Origin of the sequence: Thermoanaerobacterium thermosaccharolyticum DSM 571 (genome assembly GCF_000145615.1) — a bacterium.
GTDB lineage: Bacteria > Bacillota > Thermoanaerobacteria > Thermoanaerobacterales > Thermoanaerobacteraceae > Thermoanaerobacterium > Thermoanaerobacterium thermosaccharolyticum.
Map to the genome: position 1 here is coordinate 2697520 of NC_014410.1, position 15104 is coordinate 2712623.

General features: G+C 32.3%; 20 protein-coding genes and 1 pseudogene. 1 reads left to right on the forward strand and 20 read right to left on the reverse strand.

The annotated features are described in order from the left end of the window. Positions 1-45 precede the first annotated feature (45 nt). From TTHE_RS13810 to TTHE_RS13220, 3 genes are all read right to left on the reverse strand, one after another. Positions 46-612: a VanZ family protein gene (locus TTHE_RS13810; RefSeq protein WP_013299072.1), complete on the reverse strand. Its 567-nt coding sequence runs from the start codon at positions 610-612 to the stop codon at positions 46-48. Between the two features lie 102 nt (positions 613-714). Further along, entirely contained in the window at positions 715-1080 is a 366-nt protein-coding gene (locus TTHE_RS13215) for a hypothetical protein (RefSeq protein ID WP_013299073.1), read from the reverse strand. Positions 1081-1100: 20 nt separating this feature from the next. Further along, entirely contained in the window at positions 1101-1676 is a 576-nt protein-coding gene (locus TTHE_RS13220; protein WP_013299074.1) for a hypothetical protein, read from the reverse strand. Between the two features lie 230 nt (positions 1677-1906). Between TTHE_RS13220 and TTHE_RS13225 the strand changes: the two genes are divergently transcribed. Then, positions 1907-2974, forward strand: a complete 1068-nt coding sequence (locus TTHE_RS13225; protein ID WP_013299075.1) for an ERCC4 domain-containing protein — start codon at positions 1907-1909, stop codon at positions 2972-2974. 30 nt (positions 2975-3004) lie between these two features. Here the strand turns inward: TTHE_RS13225 and vapC are convergent, their stop codons facing one another. From vapC to TTHE_RS13295, 17 genes and pseudogenes are all read right to left on the reverse strand, one after another. Then, positions 3005-3403 carry a type II toxin-antitoxin system VapC family toxin gene (gene vapC, locus TTHE_RS13230; RefSeq protein WP_013299076.1) on the reverse strand — a complete coding sequence of 133 codons (399 nt, stop codon included), beginning with the start codon at positions 3401-3403 and terminating at the stop codon, positions 3005-3007. Beyond that, positions 3390-3599: a type II toxin-antitoxin system VapB family antitoxin gene (locus tag TTHE_RS13235; RefSeq protein WP_013299077.1), complete on the reverse strand. Its 210-nt coding sequence runs from the start codon at positions 3597-3599 to the stop codon at positions 3390-3392. Before TTHE_RS13235 ends, vapC begins: the two co-directional genes overlap by 14 nt. A gap of 113 nt (positions 3600-3712) precedes the next feature. Further along, positions 3713-4429: a hypothetical protein gene (locus TTHE_RS13240; protein ID WP_013299078.1), complete on the reverse strand. Its 717-nt coding sequence runs from the start codon at positions 4427-4429 to the stop codon at positions 3713-3715. A 191-nt stretch (positions 4430-4620) separates the two neighbouring features. Beyond that, complete coding sequence (locus TTHE_RS14060; RefSeq protein ID WP_231292678.1) at positions 4621-4758, reverse strand: hypothetical protein; 138 nt, start codon at positions 4756-4758, stop codon at positions 4621-4623. Beyond that, entirely contained in the window at positions 4745-5572 is an 828-nt protein-coding gene (locus TTHE_RS13245) for a toll/interleukin-1 receptor domain-containing protein (RefSeq protein WP_013299080.1), read from the reverse strand. The genes TTHE_RS14060 and TTHE_RS13245 overlap by 14 nt, the downstream gene beginning before the upstream one ends. A gap of 320 nt (positions 5573-5892) precedes the next feature. Continuing rightward, the gene (locus tag TTHE_RS13250) at positions 5893-6312 is read right to left on the reverse strand and encodes a putative toxin-antitoxin system toxin component, PIN family (protein WP_256961493.1); all 420 of its coding nucleotides are present in this window, start codon (positions 6310-6312) and stop codon (positions 5893-5895) included. Then, positions 6275-6550: an AbrB/MazE/SpoVT family DNA-binding domain-containing protein gene (locus tag TTHE_RS13255; protein ID WP_013299081.1), complete on the reverse strand. Its 276-nt coding sequence runs from the start codon at positions 6548-6550 to the stop codon at positions 6275-6277. The genes TTHE_RS13250 and TTHE_RS13255 overlap by 38 nt, the downstream gene beginning before the upstream one ends. A 270-nt stretch (positions 6551-6820) precedes the next feature. Next, positions 6821-7300 (reverse strand): 23S rRNA (pseudouridine(1915)-N(3))-methyltransferase RlmH, encoded by a 480-nt coding sequence (rlmH, locus tag TTHE_RS13260; RefSeq protein ID WP_013299082.1) that lies wholly within the window; start codon positions 7298-7300, stop codon positions 6821-6823. 13 nt (positions 7301-7313) lie between these two features. Further along, entirely contained in the window at positions 7314-7481 is a 168-nt protein-coding gene (locus tag TTHE_RS14065; RefSeq protein ID WP_013299083.1) for a CxxH/CxxC protein, read from the reverse strand. 12 nt (positions 7482-7493) lie between these two features. Next, complete coding sequence (locus tag TTHE_RS13265; protein ID WP_013299084.1) at positions 7494-8615, reverse strand: S1C family serine protease; 1122 nt, start codon at positions 8613-8615, stop codon at positions 7494-7496. Between the two features lie 83 nt (positions 8616-8698). Beyond that, positions 8699-9949, reverse strand: coding sequence for a UDP-N-acetylglucosamine 1-carboxyvinyltransferase (locus TTHE_RS13270; protein ID WP_041587491.1), 1251 nt, complete (start codon positions 9947-9949; stop codon positions 8699-8701). Positions 9950-10070: 121 nt separating this feature from the next. Further along, on the reverse strand, positions 10071-10889 hold the full coding sequence (locus tag TTHE_RS13275) for a two-component system regulatory protein YycI (protein WP_041587623.1): 819 nt from the start codon (positions 10887-10889) through the stop codon (positions 10071-10073). 17 nt (positions 10890-10906) lie between these two features. Then, on the reverse strand, positions 10907-12160 hold the full coding sequence (locus tag TTHE_RS13280) for a YycH family regulatory protein (protein ID WP_013299087.1): 1254 nt from the start codon (positions 12158-12160) through the stop codon (positions 10907-10909). A gap of 12 nt (positions 12161-12172) precedes the next feature. Then, on the reverse strand, positions 12173-12568 hold the full coding sequence (locus TTHE_RS13285) for a hypothetical protein (RefSeq protein WP_013299088.1): 396 nt from the start codon (positions 12566-12568) through the stop codon (positions 12173-12175). 146 nt (positions 12569-12714) lie between these two features. Continuing rightward, positions 12715-13194, reverse strand: coding sequence for a sensor histidine kinase (locus tag TTHE_RS15055; protein ID WP_423250153.1), 480 nt, complete (start codon positions 13192-13194; stop codon positions 12715-12717). Positions 13195-13197: 3 nt separating this feature from the next. Beyond that, a pseudogene (locus TTHE_RS13290) lies at positions 13198-14478 on the reverse strand (histidine kinase dimerization/phospho-acceptor domain-containing protein); the annotation flags it as partial. After that, entirely contained in the window at positions 14402-15100 is a 699-nt protein-coding gene (locus TTHE_RS13295; RefSeq protein WP_013299090.1) for a response regulator, read from the reverse strand. The pseudogene TTHE_RS13290 and the gene TTHE_RS13295, both read right to left, overlap by 77 nt. Positions 15101-15104 lie beyond the last annotated feature (4 nt).

The following is a 15104-nucleotide window of genomic DNA, read 5'->3' on the forward strand; positions in this document are numbered from 1 at the left end:
AATATCTGCCCTTTAGAAATAAGATTAATTGCAAACCATACCTGGTTATTCAATTTTATTTGCAACATTATTAATATAGTTTGCCATAAAAGATGCTTTCCTAATTCCTCTTTGAATTATAAAACCTAATATTAATCCAATAATATTCAATATAACATCATTAACATCGCATGTATGATTGGGATACTTTGTCAAATAATCAATAATAAATTGAGCAATTTCTATAAATACTGAAACACACAAACCCAACAATAACGTATAATTAAATTTGTTCATCTTTCTATATATTATCGGTACAAAAAAGCCAAGCGGTATAAAAAGTATAATATTCCCAACCACATTTTTTATAACTATATTAATTGGCTGTAATCTCATAAGAATTATTATATCTTTCATAGGAACAATATTTACATTTGGAGTATAATTAGGCATAGGTGGATAAAATGTAATCGGGAAAAACACTATACTTATTAGTTCAATTGCATATATAATAAACCCTGCCATAAATGTGACTATAACAATATTTTTTGTCGACTTAAATTGTTTTATAATAAGAGGAATGAAAAAAATAAACAAAATAGCTTTTAATCCTATCGGAAAATTTATCCCCAAAATAATCCATCTCCCGAATATAACTTGATTTATTTAGGCTCGATATTGTTTCATAATCTCCAGATGAAGACACAACAATAAAAATCTATTCTTAAATGCTTTTTAATTATCTCCTAAAACTAAATCACATAAATATGGTAGAATGTTCTCTCTTCTATAGCATTCGAAGAGAAAGTTTAGTTCATTTTTTCTTTTAGGTAAACGTCTATTAAACTCTTCAATAAATTCTTCTTTACTTAAATTATTTTCAGTGCTTTTATTAAATGCCCACTTTAACAATCCCTCAAGTTCTTGTATTTCATAAGCTGTATATTTATTGAGAAGAGCATATGTGCTGAAATTTTTTGCAAGTGGTTCTCCTTTTTCAGAAGCTATGCGAAGCAATGCATCGATTAATAACCTGTTTTGTGATTCCAATTCCAGCACTCTCTGTTCTAACTCCAGTACTCTCTGTTCTAAGCTATCCATAAAGTTATCCCTCCTAAAGATTAAAAAACTCCCCAATCTATAATATATTTTAGACCAAGCCCTATTCCTTTTGCAATGCTATAAGGTACACCCAATCCATTCAAAAATCCCGTTACTTGATCTTCAATCGCTTGAAGTGCCAAATCTTCCCATGTAGAAAGCTCATCCAATTTATTTGCAATCTTGATAGAATATTTTCTTAGATATTTTGCAGCTTCTTTATTAATATAAGTTTCCATCCATTCAGCTATTTTATCTATTGCACTTGATCTTAACATTCCAGCAATTCTTTTTACAGATAGTTTTAAAGCTTTACCTTTTAAACCTTGTGGTTTAATAGTGCCACTTTCTTCTACACTTGTGTCCTTTTTTTGTGCATATTCTGCAGTCATTGATCCATTCTCAACTTTTTGTTTGTCAATTGGAACATTTTCAATAGTTGTATATGCTCGGTTGTCATTAATTGATTTCTTTAAATTTGCATCATTGAACGTTGGATTAGCAGCATAAACTGGACTCAAAGTTGAAATTGAAAGAAGTGCTACAACTAAAAATAATGAAATGAATTTTTTCAAAGTTAAAAACCGTTTTATCATATATTAACATCTCCCTCCCTTCCTTTTAACATAAACTATTAGATGCTATCAGTAATTCTCTTAGCTTCATAATATATCCACTTCATAAATATGTCAATTGACCAAAAGTACTAATTTTTTTAATACGAAAGTACTAAGATGGTACTTGTCGCATGAAAAAAGTTGTAACAACCTCTTTTTCATAGTAAAATAGTTGTGTAATTATGAATCATATTTAGGAAAGGGTCATTATGAGCGATCTTTTATGGATACTTGAATCAACAAAAAGCGATAAATTTCCATACAGGCTTAGCATCAAAAAAGGCGATACAACACTTTTATCATTGTTTGTGCAGAATAAATGGCCTGGTGCAGGAAGTCAGATATTTTGCCTTAAAGATACCAATGAACAGTCCAATGATTATGAAGTCATTGAGAAAGTACCAATTATATCAATTGATCGATATGGCAAGCGGCTATCTGTGGTCTTAGACCGCGGTGTAAATAAAAGGTGCGAATTTCTATTCCTTAAAAAGAAATACAAAAACAAAGAAGGGGAATACGAACAGATATTTTGGAGAACACAGCAAGGCTTAAAGGAGCACAAGCCTCGTGTCAAGTTGACTGCAAAAGGAAGCAATGATCTTCACATATTGATTGATGCAAATGAAAAATACCCTTGGAAATTTACCAATTGCATTGTTGAGAGAGTACAGTTGCCAGCAGGTGATTACGCATTGTTTTACAATAATGAAATAGAGGCCGTCGTAGAAAGAAAAAGTTTTGAAAACTTTAAAGCCGACATCGCCAATTTGCCAATTTTACATCAGAAGCTGGGTGAATTGGAAAAATATAAGCATTCGGCACTTGTCATTGAAGCCAACTATTCAGATTACTTAAACCCTGACAAATTAAGCATTTATACGCCATCATATATGGCTAAAGTGATAGCTGAGATTTTTGCATTTCATCCAAAATTTCAAATTATATTTGCTGGCAATAGAAAATTGGCCAATGAATGGACATTACGGTTTTTCCAAGCCATTGTATCACACGAAAGCGAATCTATACCTGATAGAGTCGCAGAAGAAATATCAAAATATCAAACGAAGAATGACTTTACAGGCGGAATTTACTACGCCATTAGAAAAGAAATTCTTGAAAATATGGAGGGAGATTTTACAATAAACGATTTAAGAAATAGATTTGCTAATACAAAAGACTCTACAATCAGAAAGGTACTAAATGACCTTAAAAAAGAAGGTTTGATAATTAGTCATGGCAGGGGTAAAGGCAGCACTTGGACAAAAGCACCGTGAAAAGTCTATATGTACCTTAAAGTAAGCTTATCAATATTCTTTTAAGTTTTTGTCAACTTCAGCAATATAAGAAAAATCTTTGTCATCATGTAGAAGGTATAAATTATTTTCAATTGCAGTCTCTGCTATAAGCAAGTCAATGGTACTACGTATTGTAATTCCTTTCTTTCTGCAAACAAAATAAAGTTTTGCTGCTGCTTCGTAGGATTTCATACCATTTTTTAAATCATAAAACCTCTGTGTACTTAAATATTCTTTCAATAATTTAAATTCTCTATCTGATTTTGCTCCTTGCAAAACTTCCTGATATATAAAAAAATTTATACCAAACGGCACACCATTTTTTATTACGTCTTCTAATTTTTCTACTTGCTTATTATTTATACCTTTAAAAAATGCTATCAAAACTGATGTATCAACTAATATCATGATTTTCCCTCATCTTTTTATAATCATAGTTTTCGTCAAATTGTATTTTTCCTTTTAAATCCATTAGATTCTTCCTTTTATGGTTTTCTATTAACTCTTTTAACGCTATATTGACAATTTCTTTCTTTGTCTTTATCCCAGTTATCTTCAAAGCTTCTTTAATAAGTTCGTCATCAATAATGATATTTGTCCGCATAATAATACACCTCCATATGTGTATTATAATACACATATACCTTTATGTCAATGTGAAAGTTTTGAAGAATAGTTCTTAAGCATAATGCTGCCCATATTATCACCAATAAATTTTTAATACAAGCTGTAACGATAGCCTAATTCTACGATTTTTCTTAAATAATATGTGCTGCCTGGTATAGACAATACACTGCGGGCTGAACTGTCTAATAAACCAACTGTAAATAATGTAGCTTTCATTTTAATAGTCGTGGTTCCGCTTGTCTCGATTTCTGTTGTAGGAAAGCTTCCTATCGTTGAAATAGCACTTGCATGTGGATTTTCCAGCTTCCAATCGCCATCGCTTGCTTTTTCCCAGTATGCTTTATCAATGCTTTCTATCTGCCTGAAAGAACCATCAGAATAAACAGTTAAAACTGTATAGAGTCTCGTCACTGCAGATCCATCAATTCGCTCTTTGTAAATGGTCAGCTTTGAAATTTTACTAATATCATTTAACTTATCTAAGATGTCTGATTTAGATACAGTTTCTGCCTTTTCGCCATATGCCTCTATAAACTTACCAGTATTCTTATCAAAAACCTCTACTCGCGAAAACCCATCTGCCTCTATTCTTGAAATGTTTACTTGAGAAATATCATACGGCAGATTCGTATATACGTCTTTCAATTTTATCTTATTTTCATTTGTTGTATTAACTTTCTTTGCCAAAGTGTTTTCGGTATTTACATCTGTGCTAGTTTTTTGAGAATGGACAGCAGCTAAATCATAGGCTATGACAATCAATAAAGCCAAAGCAATTAATATTAAAAAATATATTATCTTTTTCATCTAAAATCTACCCTCACAAAGTTTTAGATTAATTTCATAATATATTTACTTCATAAATATGTCAACTGTCCAAAAGTACTAATTTTTTGTAAAATCATGTATGTCTTAGAATTTTATAACATTATTATATGTTTAAATCCTTAATAAAAGATGGCAAAAAATAAGATGCTACCGTAGTAACTGCATCTTGACTATTTTATATATGTAACCAAAAGTTTTAATATTTCTTTTGCAATTTTACGCTCCCTGTCTGTACATTTATTAAGCAATTCTATTAGCACATCTTCTTTTCCATTTAATCCCATCCACTCATCCCTATCTCTTAACATTATTTAAATGTTTCTTAATCGTAGGAACTAATTCTACAGCAACATCTTGCATTGATTTAAATTCTTTTCTATCTATGTATTTCAAATTTCTAAGAAAAGATGGTAACTCATTCCAATCTATATTCCAATCTTTAATTGTAATCATTAAAATATTTCTTTCAGAAGCATATCTTGAATAAAATGTCTCTCTTTCAAGTTCACACCAATTTGATTTGAGATAATTTTGCGTAATGTAAAATAATACACCAACACATTCATCAATAGCCTTTTCAATTTTACTTACTATGCTTTCTCCATAGTCAATATTGTTTTTTGCATACCAAATTGAAATAGATCTTCTATTTAATTCTAATGCCAATTGATCCACTTCTTCTTCATCAGCAGTACTATAACTTATAAAAATCAAATTTTTTGGTTTCATTTCCTGATTGCTATACAATTTTGACTTTAGATACTTTTTTTCTGAGAAATAGAAATAATTATCAAAAATAAAGTCACAATTTTTTGAGTCAATTAAAGAATAAAAATTAAATTGTCGCTGACCTATTGCTTCGAAAAAATCTGTTAGATTTAAATCTGTTCTTAATTTACAACCTAAATTCTTAAATTGATTAATTATATCCTCTCTTAAATTCGGTAAATCGGTTTTGAAATTTAATACTACATAAAATTCTAATGAATACGGATTATTATTAATAAAAACTGCACACATAGGCATAGTTGATGCGTTAAATTTATCTAATAATTTTTTTAGCTGTTCCTTTATAGGAGTTCTATCACCATAATCACATTCAAATATCATATCATAATCCATATATAACCTCCTCCTTGTATAATATATTTGCATTCAGTTATTTAGTTAATTTTCCAAATTCATGTCATTTTTTTGTCTGCAAACTAATAAATATAATTCATAAAAAAGCTAATATGCTTATATATATATTGATAATGAACGATGAAAATGCGTTTTAACTTAAAAGATACCATTTATCTATTTACAGTGTGAATTACATTATTTATAATTGGTATAGATTTGTTTGTAATATCTCCTTTATTACTATTCATTTCTACAGAATTTAATATAACTCCTACCGTTGTGGATGGATAGTTGCTCTGTATTTTATTTTAACTTTGTTAGGAGTATTTCTCTAAGAACTGTGCAGGTGCGAGAATTTCCGGTTTTTCTATATCAATATCTAAAAAATCTTTATCACCTGTAATTAGTATATCTACATCTTCAATAATTGCTGTATATAAGATTGGATAATCTTTTTCATCTCGAATTTTAAATAAATCATTTTTCATTTCTTGCGGCGTATAAACCATCTCGTAAGGAAATTTGCTTAAAAATTTGTCTATAGCTCCCTCCTTACCTTTAAACTTTCTTTTAACCACATCTACAGTTTCATCAATAACAAATGATGATAAAATTAATTTATGCCTTTTAGCTATCATAATCATTAAATCATTTATACTACTTTTGGGAAATAAGAAAGCGGAAATGAGGATATTGGTATCAACTGTGATTCGCATGACGTTCTTCCCACATTTCATTTCTAACTTCCTTTACCAATTTGACTACATCCTGCTCATCTTTTAAGCCAAGCCTTTCAGCTTCACCTTTAAAAGCATCTTGTACTTCCCGTAATGCAAAAATTGCCGAATTTTCAATGAAGATTTTCCCATTTTCCTCTAAAAAAATTACTTTATCACCATCTTTGATGTTTAGTTTTTTACGGATTTCTTTTGGTATTGTAATTTGACCTCGAACAGTCACCTTGGCTAATTCCATAATATTAATTACCTCCTTATTTTCATTGAAAATAAGATTTCTACACTTATATTATAAGTTAATTCTGATTAAGTATCAAGTCAATTATCCAATCTCCAGAGATTTCGAAATAAAATTCCAGTAAAAAATTTATTTTTACAAGAATTTTTATATTTTACATCTAGTTAAACATATGGTGATAACAAATTCCTTGGATGCCAAAAATAGTTATACTTTCCTCTTGCCTCATGAATTTTAATAATGAATTTCTGAAACAATACTATCTATCCCTCACTTATGATATGGCTCACCCTTCATTATCTTAAATGCTCTGTAGATTTGCTCTATCAATATAAGTCTCATAAGCTGGTGTGGAAATGTCATTTTTGAAAATGATAGCTTCAAACCTGACATAGATTTTATATCGTTATGTAAGCCAAGGGATCCTCCTATCACAAATGTAATATTAGAATTGCCCGCTGTCATAACATCTTCTATATAGCGGCCAAATTCTACTGAGTCCATTTGTCTACCTTCTATGCAAAGAGATATTATGAAGCTTCCTTTTCTAATCTTATCGACAATTTTAACACTTTCTCTTTGCATAACACTTATTTTTTCTTTATCACTTAAGCTTTCAGGTGCCTTTTCATCGTTCACTTCAATTATGTTTATATTGCAATATGGCTTCAATCTTTTTACATATTCCTGTATTCCATCTTCTATAAACTTCTCCTTTATCTTTCCTACTGCTATTATGTCTATATTCAAAATTCTCCCTCCGTCACACTACAAGGTACTTAGGAATATCATCGCAAAAATCGCACTTATGAGGTGCCAACCAGTCAGTAAACGAGACATCATCAAGCCTATATATATCCGGCGGCTGCTCATATACATCCACAAATTCCTCTATGGCATCCTCTAAATGTTTCTCACATACAACATACATAATTTATTCTCCTCATTTCCCAAGTGTTATCGTAGTCGTTCCTATGTTCCCAGTCAGTGTCCTGTATTTTACGCTTACCTTATCTCCTATGTTTCTTGAGTATATCACTGTCTTAAGCTGAACCATCGTATCGACAGGTTTACCATCGACTTCCAGCAGTATATAACCTTTTTTGATGCCTGCTTTTTGAGCCGGGCCTTTAGGATCTATATCTGCAACGTATATTCCTTCTGCTATAACTATATCTGCATTTATATAGCTAGCTATCTCTCTATCATATCCTACTATGCCTAAGTACGGTGCTTTAAATGTACCTGTAGTTATTACTTTATTAATTATCGGTTTAATAATATTGATTGGTATTGCAAATCCTAATCCTTCTGCTGTTGTAACTTTTGCCGTATTAATACCTATAGCATTGCCCTGCGCATCGACTAATGGTCCACCACTGTTCCCTGGGTTTATTGATGCATCTGTCTGTATAAGATCTTCCATTATCTTTTGTTTGTTGTTCTCCTCTATTGGCAAACTTCTATTCAATGCACTTATTATACCAGATGTCACAGTTCTTTCAAAGCGCAGTCCCAAAGGGTTACCTATAGCTATCACAGTTTGGCCTACCACAATCTTATCTGAATTTCCTAATGAGATAGTAGGCAGATTTTTGGCATTGATTTTAACAACAGAAAGATCTAAAGTAGAGTCAGACCACAAAACTTTCCCAGGCAATGTGCTGCCATCACTTAAATAGATCGTAAGTTTCTTTGACTCAGGGCTTGCTACATGATTATTTGTAATAACGTACCCGTTTTTATCAACGATAAATCCTGAGCCTACACCTTCAACCTGTTTCTCCAATATATAGTACTGTCTTTCGTACTCAACAGAAGATATACCAACAACAGCTTGGGTATCTTTCTTTGCTACAGCTTCCGCAATCGTAGAAGGCTCTGCTTTAGAGATTACCACCTCTTTTTTAAGGGGCCCTGTACCTGTATATGGAAGCGGTATTATTTTCCCCCAAAGAAATTTTGGTGCAATGTATGTAAATACGAGAGACGTAATTACAGCAATTATTATGACGGTCGTCAGGTATGACGGCTTTTTTATCTTCCTATCGTCACCATTTTGCATCATATCACCTCTTAATTATCATGTGTATTATGAGGTGATTTATTCTATATTTTATTATACAAAAAAATAAGTCCAAATTGGACTTATTTTACTCTTTTTATGTCTGCACCGAGTTTTTGTAGCTTCTTCTCAATTGCTTCATATCCTCTATCGATGTGGTAAATATTTTTAACCTCTGTAACACCATTGGCAGCGAGACCGGCTATTATCATAGCCGCCCCGGCTCTCAAATCAGTAGCTTTAAGTGGTGCACCTGTGATTTTTTCAACGCCCTCTATAACAGCCGTTCTACCTTCTACTTTAGCATTAACGCCCATTTTTTTAAGCTCGTCCAAGTATTTGAATCTGCCTTCATACACATTTTCAGTAATCATGCTTACACCATCAGCCAGTGCTAAAAGTACCGCCATCAATTGCTGCATGTCAGTTGGAAAGCCAGGATACGGCTGTGTTTTAATATCAACTCTCTTTAATCTTCCAGCTGTGGTAACTCTTAAATCTTCATCGTACTCTTCAATTATAACGCCCATTTCAGACATTTTCGCTATTATTGATTCAAGATGCTTTGGAATAATGCCTTTTATTGTTACATCACCGTGTGTAGCTGCAGCTGCAACCATATAAGTTCCAGCTTCTATTTGATCAGGTATAACAGTATGCTTGCAACCGTGAAGCTTGTCTACACCTACTATTTTAATCATATCAGTGCCTGCACCTTTTATATTAGCACCCATCGCATTTAAGAAGTTAGCGACATCCACAACATGTGGTTCTTTTGCGCAATTTTCCAGTATAGTTGTGCCTTCAGCTTTACAGGCAGCCAGCATTAAATTTATCGTAGCTCCCACGCTTACAACATCAAAATAAATATGATTCCCCACTAATTTATCTGCTTTTACCTTTATGATTCCATGTTCAATCGTAGTTTTAGCACCTAATGCCTCAAAACCTTTAATGTGCTGGTCAATTGGCCTCACTCCAATATTGCAACCACCAGGCATTGCAATAGCAGCCTCATTAAATCTACTTAGAAGAGCCCCAATAAGATAATACGATGCTCTCATTTGACTTGCCAATTCGTGTGGTGGGCAAAATGAATTAATACCTTTAGGATCTATAATTATCTCATGTTCTTTTTTTATAGTTTTGCCACCAAGGTATTCAATCATTTTACTAAGCAGTTCTATATCGCTTATTTCTGGCAAATTGTCAATAGTGCTGGGAGTATCTGCTAAAAGAGCAGCAGGAAGTATGGCAACAGCAGAATTTTTCGCCCCACTAATCTCAACTGTTCCTTTTAATGGTATTCCTCCATTTATCACAAACTTCTCCACTGTTTGATCTTCCCTTCAAGAAAACTAAAAACATCACAATTACACATATATACTTTAATACAATTTCAACAACTTTACAAGCATTTTATTTAAAACAAGCGAAATAAAAAAGAGGTAATTTTTACCTCTCTTCAATATTACCAGTATATGCGTTCACATAATAAACAGAGTTTTCTGTTGTTATCCTCCAAGTAGGTATTGCTTCGCCTGTATCGGCATTTCGCCAGCTAAAAAAGTAGACAGGTTTTATTTCTTTTACAATAATATTATGATGGCCCTCATCCACATCAAGAAGCTTAAGAAGTGCATTTATAGGTGGTATAATCTCTTTTCTTTCTTTTTCTTCTCGTATTGGAATAAGCCATGTAGATTCAAACGAAAACGTATCATTGCTAATAACACCTTTCATATAACTAACATCTACATTAATACCGTTGTAAACTTCTGTATACTCAACAGTGTATTTGTTGCCATCAGCGTATTCATTTATAACAGAATATTTCTCTTCAAGATTTTTACTTTTTACAAATGACTTTATATAATTAAAAGCATCATCTTTATCCATTTTTGTAAATTTCTCATCGCTTATTTTATAATAAAAAAAACCATTCTTTACTTCTATTGTACCATTTTCAATGTTATAAAATGATCCATTGTCATATGAAATTTGTCTAGAGCCATTTAAAAAATTGCCCTCAATATATGCTTTGGTGTAATTTTTTAGCTTCACCAAAAGCATAGGCATCGGCTTGTAATTTTTAGGAATCTCCGCTTTAACAACAATATTGTTTTCTTTTAAGATATCGTTCATTTTTTTTATCTCTGAAGAAGAAGGTATTGAATTGCTGGTTTCTGCAATATTCAAATTTCCTAAGTAAAGTATCACGTTTAATACCGCAAATATAAGAATTAAGATTGTTTTTGCCTTTGACCAGTCCATATTATATAACACCATCATCAAATTATTTTGCCATCCAAAGCATTTATAAGGTACTCATTGCCTATGCATTTAACATCCCATGCAGGGATTAGCTCAGTCCCATCAAATACATACACCAGTTTTAACGATTCCACACCTTTTATCTTATTGTCAACTATTGCTTTCTGTATATTATAAAGGTTGCTCTTGTAATCTCCAGCATAATAAATATCCATGAAATTCACTTTAGCAGTCTTTATAATCCCATTTGATACAGAAATGTCTATAGGCTCTGATTTTTCTCCATTTCTGATTACGCATATAGGATAATCAAATATGTAATTAAATGAAAAATTATACTCCGTACCACTGCCACTAACACCCGTTATGTATACATCTTCCACATTGATTCCTAGATCTTTTATAAATTCTAATGCTTTATCTAATGACTCAATTTTGCTCATAGTTAGTTTTGTCGATGTTGTTGTTGTATCAAAGTACTCTATTAAGCCATTTCTGTAAAGCCTTAGCCCTCTTATGCCATCAGTATATATGTATGAACCATTATTTTCCTTTATCTCTCTCACAACAGATATGTTTACAAATACATTCTTAGTTATAGTCCTATAGATGCTATCATTTGCAAAACCCTTGTTTACATATTTCCCTAATGTGAAATTCTTCAATGTAAACACATTTTCGCTGTAAACATCATCTGCAGTCGTCATTACATAGTCGATTGAATTTTGAAATTGTTTGCCAATTAACTCGTCAAAATATCTGGAATTCTTTAAACTCATGACAAAGTAGTTGTTGTAATCCGTAAATATAATTTGCGGCTTACTGCCAACTTTAATTATAATCTCTTTTATATATGCGTCGGAGTTTATCTTATTTAATTCAGATAAACTTTCTAAGTTTAAAGCATCAGTAAATATATCTTTTGTTATGCCTTTGCCCATATCAATATATATCAAATTGCCTCTAAGATTTATGCTGCTTTTGTCAACCTGCGATAATGCAATTCCTTTGCCCAAATTATCTTTTAAAGTTTTTATTGTATTTGCCCATATTGAAGTTATATCATTTGACGATGTTATGTCTCTAAATGTGTCATTAGCATTTATCTCAATCGATGAAGGTCTAACTATACTAAAAATATCCACACTTGATGGTGTGGGCTTAGTCATAAAAAAGCTTTTTTGTGGAAAAGACGTCCACAATGTGTAACTTAAATAAAGGCTTGTTGAAACAAGCAATACTAACACAATTGTTTTTATATGCTCTTTCATAGGAACACCGCTCTACTTAAAAAGCTTATTCCACAAGCCTTCTAATGTGTCAACCGTAACCTGAATAATTCCATCCTTATACTGAAGCGTTATATGTCCTTTGACAATTTGTATTTTGCCGTCCTTAACAGCCTTCAACGTAACATAGTTATCACCAAGAGCTAATGTTATCAATTTTGCAAAAAGACCAGTATCACCTATTACCCACTTGTCATTTAAATTATCGTTTAAAATAAGCTCAACATAAGTATCTGGCTGCCCATTGCCTGATATTACAAAGTATTTGTTGTTTGTTGTGACATTATTTATGTCTGATTTAACCGTGATTAAATCATCAGCGAATCCATACGTCATAAAAAACGTCATAAACATTACAGTGGCAATGATAAGGGCTAAAACCTTTTTCAAAAGTACCACTCCCCATCATAATATAACAAAAAGTTATATAAATTTACACATAATTCCTAATATAACCATTTTCACTTATAGTTAAATTATAGAATACCATTATTACAACAATGTTACAGCAATATTAAAATATAATTACGGTTTATTTAGTATTTAAGCTTTATATAGACAATTGTACCAATTCCTACTTCGCTTTCGATATTTATTTCCCCTCCATGTGCCGTAACTATCTCTTTCGCAATTGCAAGGCCAAGTCCAGTACCCCCCAGTTCTCTAGATCTTCCCTTATCCACTCTATAAAATCTTTCAAATATCCTTGGAAGGTCCTTCTTTGGTATCCCGATGCCATTATCAGAAATAGTTATATAAGCATAGTCATCATCGTACTTTGTAAATACCCTCACATATCCGCCTAGATTTGTGTACTTGATAGCATTCGACACTACATTAAGCAGCACCTGCTCCATTTTATCCCTGTCTATATTTATGTTTCTTTTTTCTTCTCCGGCACAAAATGTAAGTTTTTGATTTTTTTTCTGTGCTTCAATCTTTATTTTATATAGGATATTTTCTATAAACTCATTTAAATTGGTTTCTTCCAGATTTAACTTGCCGTTTGAGTCCATCTTTGACAGAAGAAGCAAATCCTTCACAAGCCTTGTCATCCTGTCTACTTCTTTGTCGATAATGCTTAAAAATCTGTTCCTGTATTCTTCATCAACACCATCATTTAAAAGCGTCTCTGTATAGCTTTTAATAGTTGTAAGAGGCGTCCTCAATTCATGGGAGACATTTGCCACAAATTCTTTCCTCATGTTATCAAGGTTTTGCTGCTCTGTAATGTCGTGCAGTACAAAGACATTTCCATCTATATTCTTATCAACTTTAATTGGGCTTACAAATGATTTCAAAATTTTACCATTACAGTATATAAGGCTTTCAGTATTTTTAAGCTGACCTTGCGCAATTTTTTCTAAAGGCTCATCCATAGTAATTTTTTCGCCTATCATTCTTTCAGCAGCATTATTAAAAAGAATCACCCTGTTTGAATCATTTTTGGCAATTACCCCATCAGACATATAGCTTATAATAGCTTCTACCTTGCTTTTCTCATTTTCCATCTCATTTAAAGTTGATTTAAGCCTTTTAGACATGAAGTTAAACATGCTGCCCAATTTACCTATCTCATCATCAGATTTTATATCTATATGTACATCAAAGTTACCTTCCGCCATCTCGCGGGCGTACTTCGTAACTTCTTTTATTGGGTCAGTTATTGTCTTTGCTAAAATATATCCAAGTATTACGGTTATTATTACAGCAATAAAAGTTGCGCTTAATAAGATGAAATTTACATCAGATAGCGTGTCATAAACGCTTTTTAAAGATCCGCTTACATATACCACACCAGATATTTTTCCATCGCTATCTACAACTGGCATTGCAATACTCCTGATTTTGCCATTTGAATTATTGTCATTGCTGGTTTCCATCCCTTGTTTTCCAGATAATGCCTTTATAACTGCAGGTGTCAGCATCTTTCCTTTTTCACCTGTAGAGCTGGCCAAAATATTTCCATCCTTATCAAGTATGTACACATATTTTATGTAAGCATTAGGGCCTAAATACATATTTATTATGTTATCCAGGCTAGACTTTGAATTCATGTTGTCTTTTAATGTAAAGGCAATTCCAGTCGCCTGTGCTTCTATGTAATTTTCAAAATTAGTCATGTGGTAATTTTCCAACGATTTGAAAAGGTATACCCATATGATTTCCATTGCCACCAATATTAAAAGTCCATATATGAGAATTATTTTCCACTGTATGCTTTTATAGTTCACTTTCTTCGCTAAAATAATAACCAACCCCTCTTTTGGTATGTATATACCTTGGGTTTGCTGGATCATCTTCGATTTTTTCCCTCAATCGCCTTATAGTCACATCAACTGTCCTCACATCGCCAAAATATTCATAGCCCCACACCTTTTCCAAAAGCATTTCTCTTGAAAAAATGAGCCCTCGGTTGGCCACTAGGAATTTTAAAAGGTCAAATTCCCTTGATGTCAGCTCTATAGGTCTTCCATTTTTTTCAACTTTATACTTTGATAAATCTATGCTTAAATTATTAACGATTATGACATTAGACATGCCCTCTCCATTGTTTATTCCACTTCGCCTCAGGTTAGCTTTCACCCGTGCAATAAGCTCCCTCATGGAAAATGGCTTTGTCACATAGTCATCGGCGCCTAATTCTAATCCCAACACTTTGTCTACTTCTTCTTCTTTGGCCGTCAGCATTAAAATAGGCGTCGTCATTGTCTGCCTTAATATTCTCAAAACAGTAAAACCATCCATCTTTGGAAGCATGACATCAAGGAGGATAAGGTCAGGATTTTTCTCTTGCGCTAATTTAAGACCTTCCTCCCCGTCATACGCTTCAATTGTACTGTAACCATTTTTTTCTAAATTGTACTTCAAAATCTCTACAATAGGTTTTTCATCGTCAATTATTAGTATCCTGCTACTCAACTTC

What these genes read in the sequence shown, in the direction of transcription:
- TTHE_RS13225 (WP_013299075.1), top strand. Translation starts at nt 1,907, where the DNA reads ATGAGCGATCTTTTATGGATACTTGAATCAACAAAAAGCGATAAATTT.
- TTHE_RS13250 (WP_256961493.1), bottom strand. Translation starts at nt 6,312, where the DNA reads ATGAAATGTGGGAAGAACGTCATGCGAATCACAGTTGATACCAATATC.
- TTHE_RS13245 (WP_013299080.1), bottom strand. Translation starts at nt 5,572, where the DNA reads ATGGATTATGATATGATATTTGAATGTGATTATGGTGATAGAACTCCT.
- TTHE_RS13275 (WP_041587623.1), bottom strand. Translation starts at nt 10,889, where the DNA reads ATGGACTGGTCAAAGGCAAAAACAATCTTAATTCTTATATTTGCGGTA.
- TTHE_RS15055 (WP_423250153.1), bottom strand. Translation starts at nt 13,194, where the DNA reads ATGGACTCAAACGGCAAGTTAAATCTGGAAGAAACCAATTTAAATGAG.
- TTHE_RS13235 (WP_013299077.1), bottom strand. Translation starts at nt 3,599, where the DNA reads ATGCGGACAAATATCATTATTGATGACGAACTTATTAAAGAAGCTTTG.
- TTHE_RS13280 (WP_013299087.1), bottom strand. Translation starts at nt 12,160, where the DNA reads ATGAAAGAGCATATAAAAACAATTGTGTTAGTATTGCTTGTTTCAACA.
- vapC (WP_013299076.1), bottom strand. Translation starts at nt 3,403, where the DNA reads ATGATATTAGTTGATACATCAGTTTTGATAGCATTTTTTAAAGGTATA.
- TTHE_RS13255 (WP_013299081.1), bottom strand. Translation starts at nt 6,550, where the DNA reads ATGGAATTAGCCAAGGTGACTGTTCGAGGTCAAATTACAATACCAAAA.
- TTHE_RS14065 (WP_013299083.1), bottom strand. Translation starts at nt 7,481, where the DNA reads ATGTATGTTGTATGTGAGAAACATTTAGAGGATGCCATAGAGGAATTT.
- TTHE_RS13215 (WP_013299073.1), bottom strand. Translation starts at nt 1,080, where the DNA reads ATGGATAGCTTAGAACAGAGAGTACTGGAGTTAGAACAGAGAGTGCTG.
- TTHE_RS13220 (WP_013299074.1), bottom strand. Translation starts at nt 1,676, where the DNA reads ATGATAAAACGGTTTTTAACTTTGAAAAAATTCATTTCATTATTTTTA.
- TTHE_RS13240 (WP_013299078.1), bottom strand. Translation starts at nt 4,429, where the DNA reads ATGAAAAAGATAATATATTTTTTAATATTAATTGCTTTGGCTTTATTG.
- TTHE_RS14060 (WP_231292678.1), bottom strand. Translation starts at nt 4,758, where the DNA reads ATGTTAAGAGATAGGGATGAGTGGATGGGATTAAATGGAAAAGAAGAT.
- TTHE_RS13265 (WP_013299084.1), bottom strand. Translation starts at nt 8,615, where the DNA reads ATGCAAAATGGTGACGATAGGAAGATAAAAAAGCCGTCATACCTGACG.